Origin of the sequence: Streptomyces sp. NPDC085596 (assembly GCF_044541565.1) — a bacterium.
Classification (GTDB): domain Bacteria; phylum Actinomycetota; class Actinomycetes; order Streptomycetales; family Streptomycetaceae; genus Streptomyces.
Genome location: NZ_JBITTC010000002.1, coordinates 639,778 through 657,030, shown reverse-complemented (window position 1 = coordinate 657,030; position 17,253 = coordinate 639,778). Strand labels below are relative to the sequence as shown.

Here is a 17,253-nt window from a genome sequence, read left to right as displayed (position 1 = left end):
TACGGATTCCCCTCCCGCGCTTACTGCGGACAACGTTGTCAACTTGCTGCGCAGGAACCAGTAGGTGGTCAAGTGACCCGTGATGTCAAGGGTGTTGAGTGTGGCATTCAGGGGGTCATATCGGTGGTTCAGCCGGCAGGCCGTGCGGAGCCCGGCGATATTTCCACCAGGTCTCAACTCGGAAAAGACCGATGGCCGACCTTGCATTCGATCTTGCCCCATTGGCGGGAAGTGGACTATACCTGTCGGCGTTTCCTGCACGAGCCAGCACAACCCGACCGCGGTGCCGGGGGGAGATTCCGGTTCACCGCCTGAGTCCTGGAGAAGGCGAGGACTTGAGCATGGGGTCTACCGGACAGCGTGGCAGCGACGGCGTCGGCCGTCGCGATCTGATCAAGCGCACCGCGGTACTCGGCCTGGTGGCCGCCCCCGGAATGGGGCTGCTGTCGGCCTGCGCGAGCAGTGGCGGCGACGGACAGGACAAGGCGAAGGCGGGCAAGAAGACCGCGAAGAACCCGCTGGGCGTCAACGACAGCGCCCAGCTGGAATTCGTCCTCTTCGACGGCGGTTTCGGCAAGGAGTACGCCGAGGACGCGGTCAAGCTGTACGAGAAGGACTTCCCCAAGGCCAAGGTGAAGTTCTCCGCGACCCAGAAGATCCAGTCCACCCTGCAGCCCCGCTTCAACCAGGGCACCCCGCCGGACCTCATCGACAACTCCGGCGCCGAGCAGATGGACATGGGCGTCCTGGTCGGCAAGAAGCAGCTGGCCGACCTCACCCCGCTGCTGGACGCGCCGTCCTACGACGACCCGTCCAAGAAGGTCCGCGACACCCTGCGCCCCGGCATCGTGGAGATGGGCCAGTTCGACGGGGACCCGGTGTGGATCCTCAACTACGCGTACACCGTCTACGGCGTCTGGTACTCGCAGAAGGCGCTGGACGGGCTGGACGAGAAGTACCCCGAGACCTGGGACGAGATGCTCAAGGTCTGCGCCAAGGCCAAGAAGAAGGGCATCGCGGGCTGGACCTACGCGGGCAAGTACCCGTACTACCTGCCCTTCTCGCTCTACCCGATGATCGCCAAGGTCGGCGGCCGCGAGGTGCTGGACGCGATCGACAACCTGGAGCCGAACGCCTGGAAGCATCCGGCCGTCAAGGCGTGTTTCGAGGCGTACTACGAGCTGTTCAAGAAGGGCTACATCCTGCGCGGCACGCCCGGCCTGGACCACATCCAGTCCCAGACCGCCTGGGCCAAGGGCAAGGCGCTGTTCATCCCGAACGGCTCCTGGGTGGAGAACGAGTCGGCCAACGTCATCCCGGCCGACTTCGACCTGGCGGTCTCGGCGCCGACCGGACTCGACGGCTCCGACAAGCTGCCCTTCGGCACCATCTGGGCCTCCGGCGGTGAGCCCTTCGTGGTGCCGGCCAAGGCGGCCAACCCCGAGGGCGGCATGGAGCAGCTGCGCGTGATGCTCTCCGAGGCGTCCTCGCGGAACTTCACCTCCAAGGTGAAGTCGCTCTCCGCGCTCAACGGCGGCATCGACGGCATCGAGCTGACCCCCGGTCTGAAGGCGGGCGTCGCGGCGCTGGACAAGGCCGGGGACAACGTGGTGAACCCGCGCATCCCGGACTGGTACGTCCAGCTGGAGAAGGAGAAGATCGGCGTCGGCGGTCTCGGCGAGATGATGGCCGGCCGGCTCACCCCCGCCGAGGCGGTCAAGAAGATCCAGGGCTTCGCCGACGACGCCGCCAAGGACTCCTCCATCAAGCACTACAAGCACAAGTAACGCCCCCTCACGGGTTCGTCACCAGCGGCAGTACGTGTCCCAGGAACGGGGTCGTCCGGCAATGCAGCACGGCAAGTACGGGTTCATCACGGGGTTCCTCGCGGCCCCGCTCGGGCTCTACGCACTCTTTGTGATCTGGCCGTTCATCCAGTCCATCTACTACTCGTTCACGGACTGGACCGGCCTGAGCCCCGAATTCAGCATGGTCGGCGTCGACAACTACACCCGGATGCTGCACGACGACATCTTCTGGAAGTCGTTGACGCACAGCCTGCTCTTCGCGCTGCTGCTGCCGCTGGTGACGCTCGGCATGGCCCTGTTCTTCGCTTTCATGATCAATGTGGGCGGCCGGCACCGAAAGGGCGGACCGGTCGTCACCGGAGTGCGCGGCTCCGGTTTCTACAAGATCGTCTATTTCTTTCCGCAGGTGCTCTCGATCGCCATCGTGGCCCTGCTCTTCGCCTTCGCCTACAACCCGGACAGCGGCGCGATCAACTCGCTGCTGCGCGGCATCGGGCTCGACAGCCTCCAGCCGCTGTGGCTGGGCGATCCGGATCTCGCGCTGTGGTGCGTGATGGCGGTGCTGGTCTGGTCCACGACCGGTTTCTTCGTGGTGCTGTTCTCCGCGGGCATGGCCTCGATCCCGGCCGAACTGTACGAGGCGGCCCTGCTGGACGGGGCCGGCCGCGCCACCACCTTCTTCCGGGTCACCCTGCCGCTGCTGTGGGACACCGTGCAGTCCGGCTGGGTCTACATGGGCATCCTCGCGCTCGGCGCCGAGTCGTTCGCGGTCGTGCAGATCATGACGACCGGTCCGGGCGGCCCCGACTACTCGACCACGGTGCTGGTCCTGTACGTGTACCAGAAGGCGTTCCGGGACGGTCAGGCCGCCTACGCCACCACCATCGGCGTCGCCCTGCTGGTCGTCACGCTCGCGTTCGCCGCGATCGTGATGCGGCTGGGCCGCCGCGAGCGGCTGGAGTACTGAGCCCCATGACAACCACCGACGCTCCTGTCCCGCCGTCCGCGCCCGTCGTGAAGACCGACGCGGTCCCGCCCCGCCCCGGCCCCCGTCGCGGCACCCAGGGCACCGTCCTCAACGTCTTCTCCCACGGGGTGCTGGTCCTGTGGGCGTTCATGGTCGTGCTGCCGCTGCTATGGGCGGTGATGACCTCGTTCAAGGACGACAGCTCCATCTTCGGCTCGCCCTGGGCGCTGCCGGACAAGCTGCACTTCGACAACTGGTCCCGCGCCTGGACCCAGGCCAACATGAGCGACTACTTCCTCAACACCGTGCTGGTGGTGGGGGGTTCGCTGATCGGCACGCTGGTGCTCGGCTCGATGGCGGCCTATGTACTGGCCCGCTTCGACTTCCCGGGCAACCGCTTCATCTACTACCTGTTCGTCGGCGGCATGAGCTTCCCGATCATGCTCGCGCTGGTCCCGTTGTTCTATGTCGTGAACAACATGGGGCTGCTGAACACGATCCACGGACTGATCCTGGTCTACATCGCCTACTCGCTGCCGTTCACGGTCTTTTTCCTGACCGCTTTCTTCCGTACCCTGCCCACTTCGGTGGCGGAAGCGGCCTTCGTGGACGGCGCCTCGCACAGCCGGACCTTCTTCCAGATCATGCTGCCGATGGCCAAGCCCGGTCTGATCAGCGTGGGCATCTTCAACTTCCTCGGCCAGTGGAACCAGTACATGCTGCCGACGGTGCTGAACACCGACCCGGACAAGAAGGTGCTCACCCAGGGACTCGTCCAACTCGCCGTCAGTCAGGGCTACAAGGGCGACTGGTCCGGCCTCTTCGCGGGGCTGGTGATGGCGATGCTGCCGGTGCTGGCGGCGTACGTCGTCTTCCAGCGGCAGGTGGTGGCGGGGCTGACGGCGGGGGCGCTGAAGTAGCGCGGCCCACGCGTCCCGATTCTCCGACCGGCCCCGGTGTCTCCCACCGGGGTCGGCGCACGTCCGGACATCGGCGGTCACTTTGCGATCGTTACCGATCACCCCGCGCGAACCCCGTCGTCAGCCAGTGAAGCCACTCCTGGTCACGGCTCCGTCACGCGATGAAACCCACTCGGGGGAGGGATGGCGGAACGCGGCGAGTGACAGCGATTTCCGTCAAGGACTTGACTGCGGTTACCCCTTCAGCAGAGCTTGGAGTTCATAACTTGTAAGTGGCCCGGTTCCGCAGATGTGACCTGGGCCACGGGTGGCGATGGGGCCGCCCGCCGATGTCGGGAGTGGATGGGTCGATGGAGACTCCGGGGTCGCAGTCGTCGCTGCACCGAGCCAACCTGGAAAGAGTCGTACGGGCGGTGCGGCTGGCCGGGTCGCTCACACAGGCGGAGATCGCCCGCACGACCGGCCTGTCCGCCGCGACGGTCTCCAATATCGTGCGGGAGCTGAAGGATGGCGGAACCGTCGAGGTCACCCCCACCTCGGCCGGTGGCCGCAGGGCCCGCAGCGTGTCGCTGAGCGGGGACGCCGGGATAGTGATCGGCATCGACTTCGGCCACACCCACCTGCGCGTGGCGATCGGCAACCTGGCCCATCAGGTGCTCGCCGAGGAGTCCGAGCCGCTGGACGTGGACGCCTCCTCGACTCAAGGGTTCGACCGCGCCGAGGAGCTGATCGACCGGCTGATCGCCGCGACCGGCGTGGACCGGGGCAAGGTCGCGGGCGTCGGGCTCGGCGTACCGGGGCCCATCGACGTGGAGTCGGGCACCCTGGGGTCCACCTCGATCCTGCCCGGCTGGGGCGGCACCCGGCCCGCCGAGGAGCTGCGCGAACGGCTCGGCGTGCCCGTGCACGTGGACAACGACGCCAATCTGGGCGCCCTCGGCGAGCTGGTCTGGGGCAGCGGCAAGGGCGTCCGTGACCTGGCCTACATCAAGGTGGCCAGCGGGGTCGGGGCGGGCCTGGTGATCAACGGGCAGATCTACCGGGGGCCCGGCGGAACGGCCGGCGAGATCGGGCACATCACCATCGACGAGGCGGGCCCGGTGTGCCGCTGCGGCAACCGCGGCTGCCTGGAGACCTTCACGGCCGCGCGCTACGTCCTGCCGCTGCTCCAGCCGAGCCACGGCGGCTCCCTGACCATGGAGGGCGTCGTACGGCTCGCCAGGGACGGGGACCCCGGCTGCCGCCGGGTGATCGCCGATGTGGGCCGGCACATCGGCAGTGGCGTGGCCAACCTGTGCAACCTCCTGAACCCCAGCCGGGTCGTCCTGGGCGGTGATCTCGCCGAGGCCGGCGAGCTGGTGCTGGCCCCCATCAGGGAGTCCGTGGGACGCTATGCGATCCCCAGCGCGGGACGTCAACTGTCCGTGCTTCCAGGGGCACTTGGGGGTCGCGCCGAGGTGCTCGGGGCGCTCGCCCTGGCGCTGAGCGAAATGGGCGATTCGACCCTGCTCGACGGCTCCGCCACGGCCTCGCTGCCCGTGGTCGCTCCTGCCTTCACTTAGATAACGGATGGCACCGTTGCCATCTCGTTAAGGATTTACTTCTTGACGCCGAACGCGTGGCCGAGTTGACTTCCAGCCACCTCGGCCGCAACGACGCGGCCTCGTCAGGGAGGTTTCTGAAGTGAACACGCGTATGCGTCGTGCGGCCTTCGCCGTTGCTGCTGGTGCCATGGCCGTCTCGCTCGCCGCTTGCGGCAGTGCCAAGGAGTCCGGTGGCGGTGCCGCCAAGTCCGCGGACAGCAAGAAGAAGGGCGACGCGATCACGGTCGGCCTGCTTCTGCCGGAGAACCAGACCGCGCGTTACGAGAAGTTCGACCGTCCGCTGATCGAGAAGAAGGTCTCGGAGCTGACGAACGGCAAGGGCAAGGTCGTCTACGCCAACGCCAAGCAGGACGCGACCCAGCAGAACCAGCAGGTCGACACCATGATCACCAACAAGGTGGACGTCCTGATCATCGACGCGGTGGACGCCGCTGCGATCAAGAACTCGGTGCAGAAGGCCAAGGACGCCGGCATCCCGGTCGTGGCCTACGACCGCCTGGCGCAGGGCCCGATCGACGCCTACACCTCGTTCGACAACGAGACCGTCGGCAAGACGCAGGGCGAGGCCCTCCTGAAGGCCCTGGGCTCCAAGGCCAAGTCCGGCAAGATCGTCATGATGAACGGCTCCTCCACGGACCCGAACGCCGCGCAGTTCAAGAAGGGCGCGCACGACGTCCTCGACGGCAAGGTGAACGTCGGCAAGGAGTACGACACCAAGGAGTGGAAGCCGGAGAACGCCAACTCCAACATGGAGGGCGCCATCTCGGCCCTGGGCAAGAAGAACATCGTCGGCGTCTACTCCGCCAACGACGGCATGGCCGGCGGTATCATCACCGCCCTCAAGTCCGCGGGCATCGCCGACGTCCCGGTCACCGGCCAGGACGCCGAGCTCGCGGGTGTGCAGCGGATCGTCGCCGGTTCGCAGTTCATGAGCGTCTACAAGCCGTACGCCCCGGAGGCCGCCGCCGCCGCCGAGATGGCCGTCAACCTGGCGCAGGGCAAGTCGCTGGACTCCGTCGCCAAGGACAAGGTCGACAGCCCCACCACCAAGGCCGTCCCGTCGATCCTGGTCGCCGTCACCTCGCTGACCAAGGACAACATCAAGGACACCGTCATCAAGGACGGCGTCTACACGGTGGCCGACATCTGCACCGCCCAGTACAAGGCCGCCTGCGCCAAGGCCGGCCTGAAGTAACCGACGGACCCCTTCCCCCGCCGGCCGGACTCCCAAGGACTCCCGCCGGCCGGGCGTAAGGCCCGCTCAGGCTCCTCCGGTGCCCCGCGCATACACACAGCCCCGCAAGCTCGGCGCGGGGCGCCGGACGGAATTCCCCCAAACTTCTGCACAACCTCCCGCCGGGTCAGGCGGCGAAGGAGATGGTTCACGTGTCCGCTACGCCCGTGCTGGCGTTGCGCGGAGTCTCCAAGCGATTCGGTGCCGTCCAGGCGCTCACCGATGTCACGCTGGAGATCCACGCCGGTGAGGTGGTCGCCCTGGTGGGCGACAACGGTGCCGGAAAGTCCACGCTGGTCAAGACGATCGCCGGCGTGCACCCCATCGATGAGGGTGTCATCGAATGGGACGGCAAGACCGTGCAGGTCAACAAGCCGCACGACGCCCAGAACCTGGGCATCGCCACGGTGTACCAGGACCTCGCGCTGTGCGACAACATCGACGTCGTCGGCAACCTCTACCTGGGCCGGGAGATCCGCCGGGCGGGAATCCTGGACGAGGTCGAGATGGAGCGGCGCTCGCGTGAGCTGCTGGACCAGCTCTCGATCCGCATCCCCAGTGTCCGTATCCCGATCGCCTCGCTCTCCGGCGGTCAGCGCCAGGTCGTGGCCATCGCCCGGTCCATGCTCGGCGAGCCCAGGCTCGTGATCCTCGACGAGCCCACCGCCGCGCTCGGTGTCGAGCAGACCGCCCAGGTCCTCGACCTGGTCGAGCGGCTGCGGGAGCGCGGCCACGCCGTGATCCTCATCAGCCACAACATGGCCGACGTCAAGGCGGTCGCCGACAAGGTGGCCGTACTGCGCCTGGGCCGCAACAACGGCGTCTTCGAGGTCAAGTCGACCTCGCAGGAAGAGATCATCTCCGCCATCACCGGCGCCTCGGACAATGCCGTCACCCGTCGTGCGGCGCGCACCAATGGGGAGATCAAGAAGTGAGCATCGAAAAGACCTCCACGCCTCCGGGTGACGCCGCACCCAAGCCCTCCGCCGACGCCGCCGCGGTGAACCCGGAGGCCGCTCCCGGCGCCGGTGTCGCCGTCGACCCCCGGCTGCTCGTGCGTGAGCAGGGACTCGCGGGCTACGTGGGCGAGTTCAAGCGCAAGATGAAGGCCGGCGATCTGGGCTCGATGCCCGTCGTGATCGGACTGATCGTCATCTGGATCATCTTCCAGAGCCTGAACTCCAACTTCCTCACCGCGGGCAACCTCACCGACATCTCCGTCGCCATGGTCGGCACGGGCATGATCGCCGTCGGTATCGTGTTCGTCCTGCTGCTCGGCGAGATCGACCTCTCGGTCGGCTCCCTCTCCGGTGTCGCGGGCGCGACCTTCGCGGTCCTGAACATCACCAACGGCATGAACGAGGTGCTGGCCTTCGTGCTGGCGATCCTCACGGGCACCGTCGCCGGCGCCATCCAGGGCTTCTTCTTCGCCAAGATCGGCGTGCCGGCCTTCGCCGTCACCCTGGCGGGACTGCTGTTCTGGAACGGCCTCATGCTGAAGGTCCTGGGCGACAACGGCACGATCAACCTGAACAGCGACGGTCTGGTCGCCAACCTGACCAGCTACTACTTCTCCGACGTGGCCGCCGCCTACGGCCTGGCCGCCGTGGTGACGGTGCTGTTCTTCGTCAGCTCCTACTTCGGCAACAAGCGCCGTGACGCCGCCGGGGTGCCGTCGAAGCCGCTGAGCGAGATCGTCCTGCGCACCGTGCTGCTGGGCGTCCTCTCCTTCGCCGTGGCGATCGTCTTCAACCAGTACAAGGGTCTGCCGCTGGCGGTCGTGATCTTCGTCGCGGTCCTCTTCGTCACCGACTTCGTGCTGCGCCGCACGGCCTACGGCCGCAAGGTGTTCGCGCTCGGCGGCAGCGTCGAGGCGTCCCGCCGTGCCGGCATCAACGTGGACCTGATCCGTATCTCGGTGTTCGCCATCTCCGGCACCTTCGCGGCGCTGGGCGGTCTGTTCATCGCTTCCAAGATCGCCTCTGCCAACCAGGGCGCGGGCGCGGGTGACCTGCTGATGAACGCCATCGCGGCGGCCGTCATCGGCGGCGTGTCCCTGTTCGGCGGCCGCGGCCGCACCTGGAACGCGCTCCTCGGTGTGCTGGTCATCATCTCGATCCAGTACGGTCTGGCCCTCCAGGGCATCGACTCCCCGGTCCAGTACATGATCACCGGTGGTGTCCTGCTGGCGACCGTCGTCATCGACGCGGTCACCCGCAAGACCCAGAAGTCGGCCGGCCGCGCGTAAGCTCGGCAGGCACTGGGGGCCCGGCGCGACGGAGCGCCGGGCCCTTGCGTTTCCCCTGGCCACACCCCCGTCCCCAGGGGGTGGGGCCGTTCGCATGACCACGGGGGCGCCGCCCGGCCATCGGCCGCCGGAGCGGAACATTAGACTCATCAAGCCCGGCAACAGCTCGATCAGCTCATACTTGCAAGGAGGCACGGGTGCCGCTGCTGACCCGCATCACGGGACCGCGCGATCTGGACCGGCTCAGCCTGGAGGAGCTGAACCAGCTGGCGGAGGAGGTCCGGACCTTCCTCGTGGACGCCGTGTCCAAGACCGGCGGGCACCTCGGCCCGAACCTCGGTGTGGTGGAGCTGACCATCGCCCTGCACCGGGTCTTCCACTCGCCGGCCGACAAGGTCCTGTGGGACACCGGCCACCAGTCCTACGTGCACAAGCTCCTCACCGGGCGCCAGGACTTCTCCCGCCTGAAGATGAAGGGCGGCCTCTCCGGCTACCCGGCGCAAGGAGAGTCCGAGCACGACGTCATCGAGAACAGCCACGCCTCCACGGTGCTCGGCTGGGCCGACGGCATCGCCAAGGCCAACGAGCTGAAGAAGTCCGACGACCGCGTCGTGGCCGTCATCGGTGACGGCGCGCTGACCGGCGGCATGGCCTGGGAGGCGCTGAACAACATCGCCGAGGCCAAGGACCGCCCGCTGGTCATCGTCGTCAACGACAACGAGCGCTCCTACGCGCCCACCATCGGCGGCATGGCCAACCACCTGGCCACCCTGCGCACCAGCGACGGCTACGAGCGTTTCCTCGCCCGGACCAAGGACCTGCTGGACCGCACCCCGGTCGTCGGCCGCCCGCTCTACGACACCCTGCACGGCGCCAAGAAGGGCCTGAAGGACTTCATCGCCCCGCAGGGCATGTTCGAGGACCTCGGCCTGAAGTACGTCGGCCCGATCGACGGCCACGACATCGAGGCGCTGGAGTCGGCGCTGGTGCGCGCCAAGCGGTTCGGCGGCCCGGTCATCGTGCACTGCCTCACCGAGAAGGGCCGCGGCTACCAGCCCGCCCTCCAGGACGAGGCCGACCGCTTCCACGCCGTCGGCAAGATCCACCCCGACACCGGTCTGCCGATCGCCTCCTCCGGCGCCGACTGGACCTCCGTGTTCGGCGAGGAGATGGTGAAGCTCGGCGAGGAGCGCGAGGACATCGTCGCCATCACCGCGGCCATGCTCCAGCCGGTCGGCCTGGACAAGTTCGCCAAGCGCTTCCCCGAGCGGGTCTACGACGTCGGCATCGCCGAGCAGCACGGCGCCGTCTCCGCCGCCGGCCTCGCCCACGGCGGGGTGCACCCCGTCTTCGCGGTGTACGCCACCTTCCTCAACCGCGCCTTCGACCAGGTCCTGATGGACGTCGCCCTGCACAAGTGCGGTGTGACCTTCGTCCTCGACCGGGCCGGCATCACCGGCACCGACGGCGCCTCCCACAACGGCATGTGGGACATGTCCATCCTCCAGGTGGTGCCCGGCCTGCGCCTGGCCGCGCCGCGTGACGCCGACCAGGTCCGCGCCCAGCTCCGCGAGGCCGTCGCCGTCGAGGACGCGCCGACCGTGGTCCGCTTCTCCAAGGGCGCCGTCGGCCCCGCCGTACCGGCCGTGCGCCGGGTGGGCGGGATGGACGTGCTCCGCGAGCCGGGCACGGACACCCCCGACGTCCTGCTGGTCTCCGTGGGCGCGCTCGCCCCGATGTGCCTGGAGATCGCCACGCTGCTCGACAAGCAGGGCATCTCCACCACCGTGGTCGACCCCCGCTGGGTCAAGCCCGTCGACGAGGCGATGGCCCCGCTCGCCGAGCGGCACCGGGTCGTCGTCACCGTCGAGGACAACAGCCGCGTCGGCGGTGTCGGCTCCGCGATCGCCCAGGCGCTGCGCGACGCGGGGGTGGACGTGCCGCTGCGCGACTTCGGCATCCCGCCCCGCTTCCTCGACCACGCCTCGCGCGCCGAGGTCATGGCCGAGATCGGGCTGACCGCCCCCGACATCGCCCGCCAGGTCACCGGTCTGGTCGCCAAGATCGACGGCCGCTTCGGCCAGGGCGCCGACGCCATGGACTCGGTGGAGTCCGCGCGGGACTGACCACCCGATCGCCGTAGCCTCCGGGCCGGTTCCGCCGCCTCCTCAGGTGGCGGAACCGGCCCGCTTGCGTGAATCTGCCATTGCCGGGGCACACGCACCCCGTCCCTCTCGACCATGTCGAGGACGACAAGCGTGGGAGGTAGGCACGTGAGCACGCTCTTCCGTACGAAGAACGTCGAGCAGTCCATCCGGGACACCGAGGAACCGGAGCACTCGCTCAAGAAGTCCCTCTCCGCCCTCGACCTGACCGTGTTCGGTGTCGGTGTCGTCATCGGCACCGGCATCTTCGTGCTGACCGGCCAGGTGGCCAAGAACACCGCCGGTCCCGCGGTGGCCATCTCCTTCGCCGTCGCCGGTGTGGTCTGCGGCCTCGCCGCCCTCTGCTACGCCGAGTTCGCCTCGACGGTCCCGGTGGCCGGATCGGCGTACACCTTCTCCTACGCCTCGCTCGGTGAACTGCCCGCCTGGACCATCGGGTGGGACCTGGTGCTGGAGTTCGCGCTCGGCACGGCGGTGGTGGCGGTCGGCTGGTCCGGGTACATCCGGTCGCTGTTCGACAGTTGGGGCTGGCATCTGCCGGAGTACCTGTCCGGCCGGGACGGCACCAGCGGGTTCGGCTTCGACATCCTCGCCGCCGCGCTGGTGCTGCTGCTGACCTGCGTGCTGGTGGTCGGCATGAAGCTGTCCGCCCGGATCACGTCGGCCGTCGTCGCCATCAAGGTGGTCGTCGTCCTCATCGTGATCGTGGCGGGCGCCTTCTTCGTGACGGGCGACAACTACAAGCCGTTCATCCCGCCGGCCCAGCCACAGGAGGCGGGCGGGGACCTCGCGGCGCCGCTGATCCAGCTCATGTTCGGCTGGGCACCGGCCAACTTCGGGGTCATGGGCATCTTCACCGCCGCCTCGGTGGTGTTCTTCGCGTTCATCGGCTTCGACATCGTCGCCACCGCCGCCGAGGAGACCCGCAACCCGCAGCGGGACATGCCGCGCGGCATCCTCGGCTCGCTCCTCATCTGCACGGTGCTCTACGTGGCGGTGTCCCTCGTCGTCACCGGCATGCAGAAGTACACCGAGCTGTCGGTGGAGGCGCCGCTCGCGGACGCCTTCAAGTCGCTCGGGCACCCCTGGTACGCGGGCATCATCAGCTTCGGCGCCGCCGTCGGCCTGACCACGGTGTGCATGATCCTGCTGCTCGGCCAGACACGGGTGTTCTTCGCCATGAGCCGCGACGGACTGCTGCCCCGTTTCTTCTCCCGCGTCCACCCGCGCTTCCGCACCCCGCACCGGCCGACCATCCTGCTCGGCGTGATCATCGCCGTCATCGCGGGCTTCACCAGCCTCAGCGAGCTGGCCGAACTGGTCAACATCGGCACCCTGTTCGCCTTCATCGTGGTGGCGATCAGCGTGATCATCCTGCGCCGGAGCCGCCCCGACCTGCCCCGCGCCTTCCGTACCCCGTGGGTTCCGGTACTGCCGATCGTGTCGGTGTGCGCCTCGCTGTGGCTGATGCTCAATCTGCCCACCGAGACCTGGCTGCGGTTCGCCATCTGGATGGCGATCGGCTTCGTCGTCTACTTCCTCTACGGCCGCACGCACAGCCGCCTGGCCCGCGAGGAGCAGCCGGCGGAAACCCCGAAGGCACCCTGAGCCGGGAGCCGGTCCGCCCTACAGCCGGTCCGCCCTACGGTGCCTCAGCCGAGGGCCGTACGCGGACCGGCGACCTCGGCGCCCAGCTCGCCGACCCGGCGCCGCAGTTCGCGGTCGGCGGTCACCACCAGCCGGTCCCGCTCGGCCGACCCCGCGACCAGCTCCACGATCCAGTCGTCCCCGCTGCCCGGCGCGGACTCCACCCGCACCCCCGGCACGGACTCGACACCGCGCGCCGCGCCCTCCACCACCAGCACGATCTCCGCCGGGGCGGTCCTGCCCGGCAGACCGTCACTGGCCAGCCGGTCCCGCAGCCGCTCGGCGGCCCCCTTGCGGTCCTTCCACCAGCCATCGGGCCGGGAGCCCATCACATTGGCGCAGTCAACGATCGCCAGCAGGGGATCGTCCTGATCCGGAACACCGCGTACGTCGTCCATGCGCCCAGGGTCCCACGGGAGCCGCGCGGGGGCGCGGTCCGCGGCCTCGACCAGGCAGCTTATGGTGATCCGGTGAACGGAGACTGGCTCATACGCGGCCGCGACGGCCGGCTCGGTGTCTACCACCCCACGGACGACGGCGTCCTGTCCAGGGCGGAACACCGGCCGGGCGGCGGCTGGACCGCCCCGCGCAGGGTGGGCGGCGAACAGAAACTGCTTCCCGGCCTCGGAGTGGGCCAGGGCGCGGACGGCTATGCCCACCTCGTCTCCTGGCGCCCGGCGGCGAAGGGCGAGGCGGTCCTGACGCACTCCACCCACTACCGGCCCGACCTCGCCGCCCTGGACTGGGCCCCGATCGGCCACCCCAACCGCAAGGGCCCCCGGACCTCCGCCCCCGCGGTCGCGGTGGACGCCCAGGGCCGGGCCCATGTCTTCGTGGTCAACGGCGGCCAGGGCCTGAGCATGGCCGCCCAGCAGGAGAAGGGCGGCTGGGACCCCTGGCGGGACCTGAAGGGCTCCCGGGTCCAGGACGGCCTCGCGGCGCTGACGGGGGAGTCCGGCCTGGTCGAGGTGTACGGGGCGGTGCCCGGCGGCATCCTGCACTGGTCCCAGGAGAAGCCGGGCGCGGAGCCCGCCATCACGGAGTCGCTGGAGGCGCGGGTCAGGCCCGGCACCCTGTCCGCGCTCGCCACCTCCGCGCACAGTACGACGGTGTTCTACACCGACCCCGAGGGCCTGCTCTGCGCCTGGCGTCCCGGCTCCGCGCCCGTCGCGCTGCTGTACGCGGCCGGTCCCGGTCCGGTCAGCGCGGCGCGCTGCCGTCTCGACGGCCACGACTGCACGGTGCTCGCGCAGCGCGCGGCGAACGGCCGGGTCGCCATGGCCGCCTATCCCACGGAGGCGGAGTCGGCGGGCGCCTGGTGGGCCGAGTCGGGCCCGGTACTGTCCGAGGACGCGCGGGTCTTCCTCGTGGGCGGCGCGGACTCCGGCTGGCTGGCCGCGGCCGCGCTCTCCCCGTCGACCGGCCGGCTCGTCCTCACCCACCGCAAGGACGAGCCGGGGCTCGCGCTGGAGCCCTGGCGGGAGATCTGACCCGCACCTCCGGGCGACCGCGCCGTCCTTACGGGGTGGCGCCGCCGCGCGCGGGCGACTTCTTGGCGGAGTCGGGGACGACCCCGTCCGTGCGCAGGGCCTCCCAGAGCTGCTTGGCCTGGGGCTCGGCGGCCACGACCCGGTTGGGGTCCTGGGTGTCGTACCGCACCGGGAGCATGATCGTCTCCATGGTGGAGGTGTCGACACCGTTCATGCTGCGGCTGAACTCGGCGAGCTTGGTGAGGGAGGCGAGCCCGGAGTCGGTGGTGAGCGCGGTGGTGAGGTCGTCCGCCACGGAGTACGCCTTGGCCGGGCTGCCCATCAGGTCCTGCTGCTTGATCTCGCCGAGCAGGGCCATCAGGAACTTCTGCTGCATCCCGATCCGGCCCAGGTCGCTGCCGTCCCCTACGCCGTGCCGGGTGCGGACGAACTGGAGCGCCTGGGTGCCGTCGAGCCGGTGGGTGCCGGCGGCCAGGTCCAGCCCGCTGGAGGAGTCGTGGATGTCCCGGTCCACGGTGACCGGCACACCGCCTATCGCGTCGACGAGGCCCTTGAACCCGGCGAAGTCGATCTCCACGAAGTGGTCGAGCCGTACGCCCGACATCTTCTCGACCGTCTTGACCACACAGGCCGGACCGGCCGCCGAGTAGACCGAGTTGAACATGACGCGGTCGGCCGACGGCAGCTTCGTGCCGTCGCTCTTGGCGCACTCGGGGCGGGTGACGAGGGTGTCGCGCGGGATGCTGACGGCGACGGCCTTCTGACGCCCCTCGGGTATGTGGATCACCAGCGCGGTGTCCGAACGCGCCCCGGCCACATGCCCGGTCCCCGTCGCCGCGTTGGCGCCCGCGCGCGAGTCGGAGCCGAGGACCAGCACGTTCTGCCCGGAGGTGGGCAGCTTCGCGGGCCGGTCGTCGCCGAGGGACTGGTCGAGGTCGACGCCCTTGATGTTGCCGTCGAGCCGGCTGTACAGCGCGTAGGAGACACCGGCCGCGGCGACCGCGAGCACCAGGACACCACCGGCGATCCAGCGCAGACGCCGGCGGGGGCGTCGTCCGGTCGGCGGCGCCTGCTGCGGCCCCGTCTCGTGGTTGCCCGGACCCACCGGGGAGTGCGTCATGCTCGGTCCTCTCGCTTGTCGGCTCAGAGCCTTGTTCCATGAGTGGCCTGGGCGCGAGTGGGGGGAGAGGTTCGGGCCCGTGCGGCGCTTCGCGCCATGGTCGCCGAACTATAGACCGAATGTCAGATCGCATACGATGTGCGTCCACTGTCCAGCGTTCACCAGGACTTCACTTGGAGATCCGCTCTCCCGGCGTGTTTGTCTGACGATCCGTTCATTTGACAGTGATGTGAACATGCGGTGATGATTCGCAAAGCGCGTGAAGCTTAAAACATCATTGGCTCGGCCAGATGATTCACAGGCGCTCACCCGGCCGGGGGTCGGGAGTGAACGAGGGGGGTCGGCTGTGGTCTCGGGGGTCTCGGCCTGCAAGGAGACGGAGGCGTGACGGCGGTGTCCGAACACGCCGCCGCGCGGATGCCCGTCGATCCGCCGCGCCGTGGCGCCGTCGCACCGACGGCCCTCCTGGAGCGCGCCGCACGAGCCGCCGTCGAGGCGGCCGCGGCCACCGAGCCGGCCGCCACCGAACACGACGACGTCTATGTCATCCAGCGGATCACCCCGCTCGCGGCCCGCGAAGCCAACCGCGCGGCTCTCTCCCGGCTGCTCTCCATGGCCGGTGTCGACCACTTCGCCGTCCGGGGCAACGACGACCACGGCACCGTGCTCGCCGTCGCCGAGGACGCGCGGCCCCAGGTACTGGACGTGCTGCGGCGCGGTCTCGGGCAGTTCCCCGGCCGCTTGAGCGTGATCGACCCCGACGCGCCCCGCCCCGCCAAGCCGCTCTCCACGCGTGAGCCGGCCGCCTGGCGCGCGGTGCCCGGCGCCCGGGTCCTCCAGGTCAGCTGGACGCGCGCGGACCCCGACCGGCACCTGATACTGGGGCACGAGTACGGCTGCGCGATCGAGTTCTGGCGGCGCGAGGGCGACCGCCTGGTGGCTCCCCGCGCCAACCGCGTCGCCTGGAGCGTGCAGGCGGACGGCCCGGGCGTACGCGGTGCGGCCCGGCTGTTCAGCCGTTACATCTCGGACTGGACCCCTGCCGACGACGCGCCCCCGCTGGTCACCCGGCCCGAGTTCCTCGTCCCGTGCGCGGACGACATCGACTTCCCCGTGGACGCGGTCTACACCTGGGTGGACGGCAACGACCCGGCCTGGCAGCAGCGCAAGGCCGCGGCCAAGGGCGAGGTCTACCACGCCGAGTCGGCGAGCGACGCCCGCTTCATCAGCCGGGACGAACTGCGGTACTCGGTACGCTCGTTGCACATGTTCGCGCCCTGGGTGCGCAACATCTACGTGGTGACCGACGACCAGACCCCCGCCTGGCTGCGGGACGACCTGGCGGACGTGCCCGGACTACGGATCGCCACGCACCGCGAGATCTTCCGCGACCCGGCGGACCTGCCGGTGTTCAACTCGCATGCCATCGAGAGCCAGTTGCACCGCATCGAGGGCCTGGCCGAGCACTTTCTGTACTTCAACGACGACATGTTCATGGGCCGCCCGGTGGCGCCGCACGCCTTCTACACCCCGACCGGCGTCGCCCGCTACTTCCCCTCGCGCAACCGCATCCCGCAGGGCCCGGTCGTCCCCACGGACAGCCCGGTCGACGCGGCGTGCAAGAACAACCGCGCGCTGTTGAAGGAACGTTTCGGCAGAGTGATCACGCAGCCCATGGAACACATTCCGTACCCGATGCGCCGCTCGGCGATGGAGGAGGCGGAACGGGACTTCCCGGAAGCGTGGGCGCGTACCTCGGGGAGCAGATTCCGCGCGATGACGGACATCTCCCCGACATCGTCCTTCGTCCTCTACTACGCCGCCCTCACCGGCCGGGGACAGCCGGGATCGATGCCCTTCACCTACCTCCAGCTCTCGGTGCCCGATCTCGCCGACCGGCTCCAACGCCTGCTGGACGGCCGGGACAAGGACTCCTTCTGTCTCAACGACGCCTTCTCCACCCCCGAGGACATCGAGGCCCAGCAAGAACTGCTGGACGGATTCCTCAACGCCTACTTCCCCACCCCAAGCCCTTACGAACAACGATGAA

General features: G+C 69.1%; 13 protein-coding genes. 11 read left to right on the top strand and 2 right to left on the bottom strand.

Annotated elements, in window-relative coordinates; all coding sequences use genetic code 11:
- Window positions 1-341 precede the first annotated feature (341 nt).
- From ngcE to ACIGA3_RS08545, 9 genes are all read left to right on the top strand, one after another.
- Window positions 342-1,787, top strand: a complete 1,446-nt coding sequence (gene ngcE / locus ACIGA3_RS08585; RefSeq protein ID WP_399711838.1) for an N-acetylglucosamine/diacetylchitobiose ABC transporter substrate-binding protein — start codon at window positions 342-344, stop codon at window positions 1,785-1,787.
- Window positions 1,788-1,848: 61 nt separating this feature from the next.
- Window positions 1,849-2,775: a carbohydrate ABC transporter permease gene (locus ACIGA3_RS08580; RefSeq protein ID WP_399711836.1), complete on the top strand. Its 927-nt coding sequence runs from the start codon at window positions 1,849-1,851 to the stop codon at window positions 2,773-2,775.
- 5 nt (window positions 2,776-2,780) lie between these two features.
- The gene (locus tag ACIGA3_RS08575; RefSeq protein WP_399711834.1) at window positions 2,781-3,695 is read left to right on the top strand and encodes a carbohydrate ABC transporter permease; all 915 of its coding nucleotides are present in this window, start codon (window positions 2,781-2,783) and stop codon (window positions 3,693-3,695) included.
- Between the two features lie 350 nt (window positions 3,696-4,045).
- Entirely contained in the window at window positions 4,046-5,257 is a 1,212-nt protein-coding gene (locus tag ACIGA3_RS08570; RefSeq protein ID WP_399711832.1) for an ROK family transcriptional regulator, read from the top strand.
- Between the two features lie 133 nt (window positions 5,258-5,390).
- On the top strand, window positions 5,391-6,494 hold the full coding sequence (locus ACIGA3_RS08565) for a sugar ABC transporter substrate-binding protein (RefSeq protein ID WP_399712522.1): 1,104 nt from the start codon (window positions 5,391-5,393) through the stop codon (window positions 6,492-6,494).
- Between the two features lie 182 nt (window positions 6,495-6,676).
- Window positions 6,677-7,468, top strand: coding sequence for an ATP-binding cassette domain-containing protein (locus ACIGA3_RS08560; RefSeq protein WP_399711830.1), 792 nt, complete (start codon window positions 6,677-6,679; stop codon window positions 7,466-7,468).
- Window positions 7,465-8,781, top strand: coding sequence for a sugar ABC transporter permease (locus tag ACIGA3_RS08555; RefSeq protein ID WP_399711828.1), 1,317 nt, complete (start codon window positions 7,465-7,467; stop codon window positions 8,779-8,781). The genes ACIGA3_RS08560 and ACIGA3_RS08555 overlap by 4 nt, the downstream gene beginning before the upstream one ends.
- 197 nt (window positions 8,782-8,978) lie before the next feature.
- A complete protein-coding gene (dxs, locus tag ACIGA3_RS08550; RefSeq protein WP_399711826.1) occupies window positions 8,979-10,907 on the top strand; it encodes a 1-deoxy-D-xylulose-5-phosphate synthase in 1,929 nt (642 codons plus the stop codon).
- Window positions 10,908-11,054: 147 nt separating this feature from the next.
- Window positions 11,055-12,554, top strand: a complete 1,500-nt coding sequence (locus ACIGA3_RS08545) for an amino acid permease (RefSeq protein WP_399711824.1) — start codon at window positions 11,055-11,057, stop codon at window positions 12,552-12,554.
- 44 nt (window positions 12,555-12,598) lie between these two features.
- On the opposite strand, the gene ACIGA3_RS08540 is transcribed toward ACIGA3_RS08545, so the two are convergent.
- On the bottom strand, window positions 12,599-12,991 hold the full coding sequence (locus ACIGA3_RS08540; RefSeq protein ID WP_399711822.1) for an NTP pyrophosphohydrolase: 393 nt from the start codon (window positions 12,989-12,991) through the stop codon (window positions 12,599-12,601).
- Between the two features lie 72 nt (window positions 12,992-13,063).
- Between ACIGA3_RS08540 and ACIGA3_RS08535 the strand changes: the two genes are divergently transcribed.
- Window positions 13,064-14,083: a hypothetical protein gene (locus ACIGA3_RS08535; RefSeq protein ID WP_399711820.1), complete on the top strand. Its 1,020-nt coding sequence runs from the start codon at window positions 13,064-13,066 to the stop codon at window positions 14,081-14,083.
- A 28-nt stretch (window positions 14,084-14,111) separates the two neighbouring features.
- Here ACIGA3_RS08535 and ACIGA3_RS08530 read toward each other — a convergent pair whose 3' ends face one another.
- Window positions 14,112-15,203, bottom strand: coding sequence for an LCP family protein (locus ACIGA3_RS08530; protein ID WP_399711818.1), 1,092 nt, complete (start codon window positions 15,201-15,203; stop codon window positions 14,112-14,114).
- Window positions 15,204-15,620: 417 nt separating this feature from the next.
- Here ACIGA3_RS08530 and ACIGA3_RS08525 point away from each other — a divergent pair, with 417 nt between their 5' ends.
- Entirely contained in the window at window positions 15,621-17,252 is a 1,632-nt protein-coding gene (locus ACIGA3_RS08525; RefSeq protein ID WP_399712519.1) for a stealth family protein, read from the top strand.
- Window position 17,253: the final 1 nt, after the last annotated feature.

What these genes read in the sequence shown, in the direction of transcription:
- ngcE (WP_399711838.1), top strand. Translation starts at nt 342, where the DNA reads ATGGGGTCTACCGGACAGCGTGGCAGCGACGGCGTCGGCCGTCGCGAT.
- ACIGA3_RS08575 (WP_399711834.1), top strand. Translation starts at nt 2,781, where the DNA reads ATGACAACCACCGACGCTCCTGTCCCGCCGTCCGCGCCCGTCGTGAAG.
- ACIGA3_RS08530 (WP_399711818.1), bottom strand. Translation starts at nt 15,203, where the DNA reads ATGACGCACTCCCCGGTGGGTCCGGGCAACCACGAGACGGGGCCGCAG.
- ACIGA3_RS08540 (WP_399711822.1), bottom strand. Translation starts at nt 12,991, where the DNA reads ATGGACGACGTACGCGGTGTTCCGGATCAGGACGATCCCCTGCTGGCG.
- ACIGA3_RS08570 (WP_399711832.1), top strand. Translation starts at nt 4,046, where the DNA reads ATGGAGACTCCGGGGTCGCAGTCGTCGCTGCACCGAGCCAACCTGGAA.
- ACIGA3_RS08525 (WP_399712519.1), top strand. Translation starts at nt 15,621, where the DNA reads ATGCCCGTCGATCCGCCGCGCCGTGGCGCCGTCGCACCGACGGCCCTC.
- ACIGA3_RS08580 (WP_399711836.1), top strand. Translation starts at nt 1,849, where the DNA reads ATGCAGCACGGCAAGTACGGGTTCATCACGGGGTTCCTCGCGGCCCCG.
- ACIGA3_RS08560 (WP_399711830.1), top strand. Translation starts at nt 6,677, where the DNA reads ATGGTTCACGTGTCCGCTACGCCCGTGCTGGCGTTGCGCGGAGTCTCC.
- ACIGA3_RS08565 (WP_399712522.1), top strand. Translation starts at nt 5,391, where the DNA reads ATGCGTCGTGCGGCCTTCGCCGTTGCTGCTGGTGCCATGGCCGTCTCG.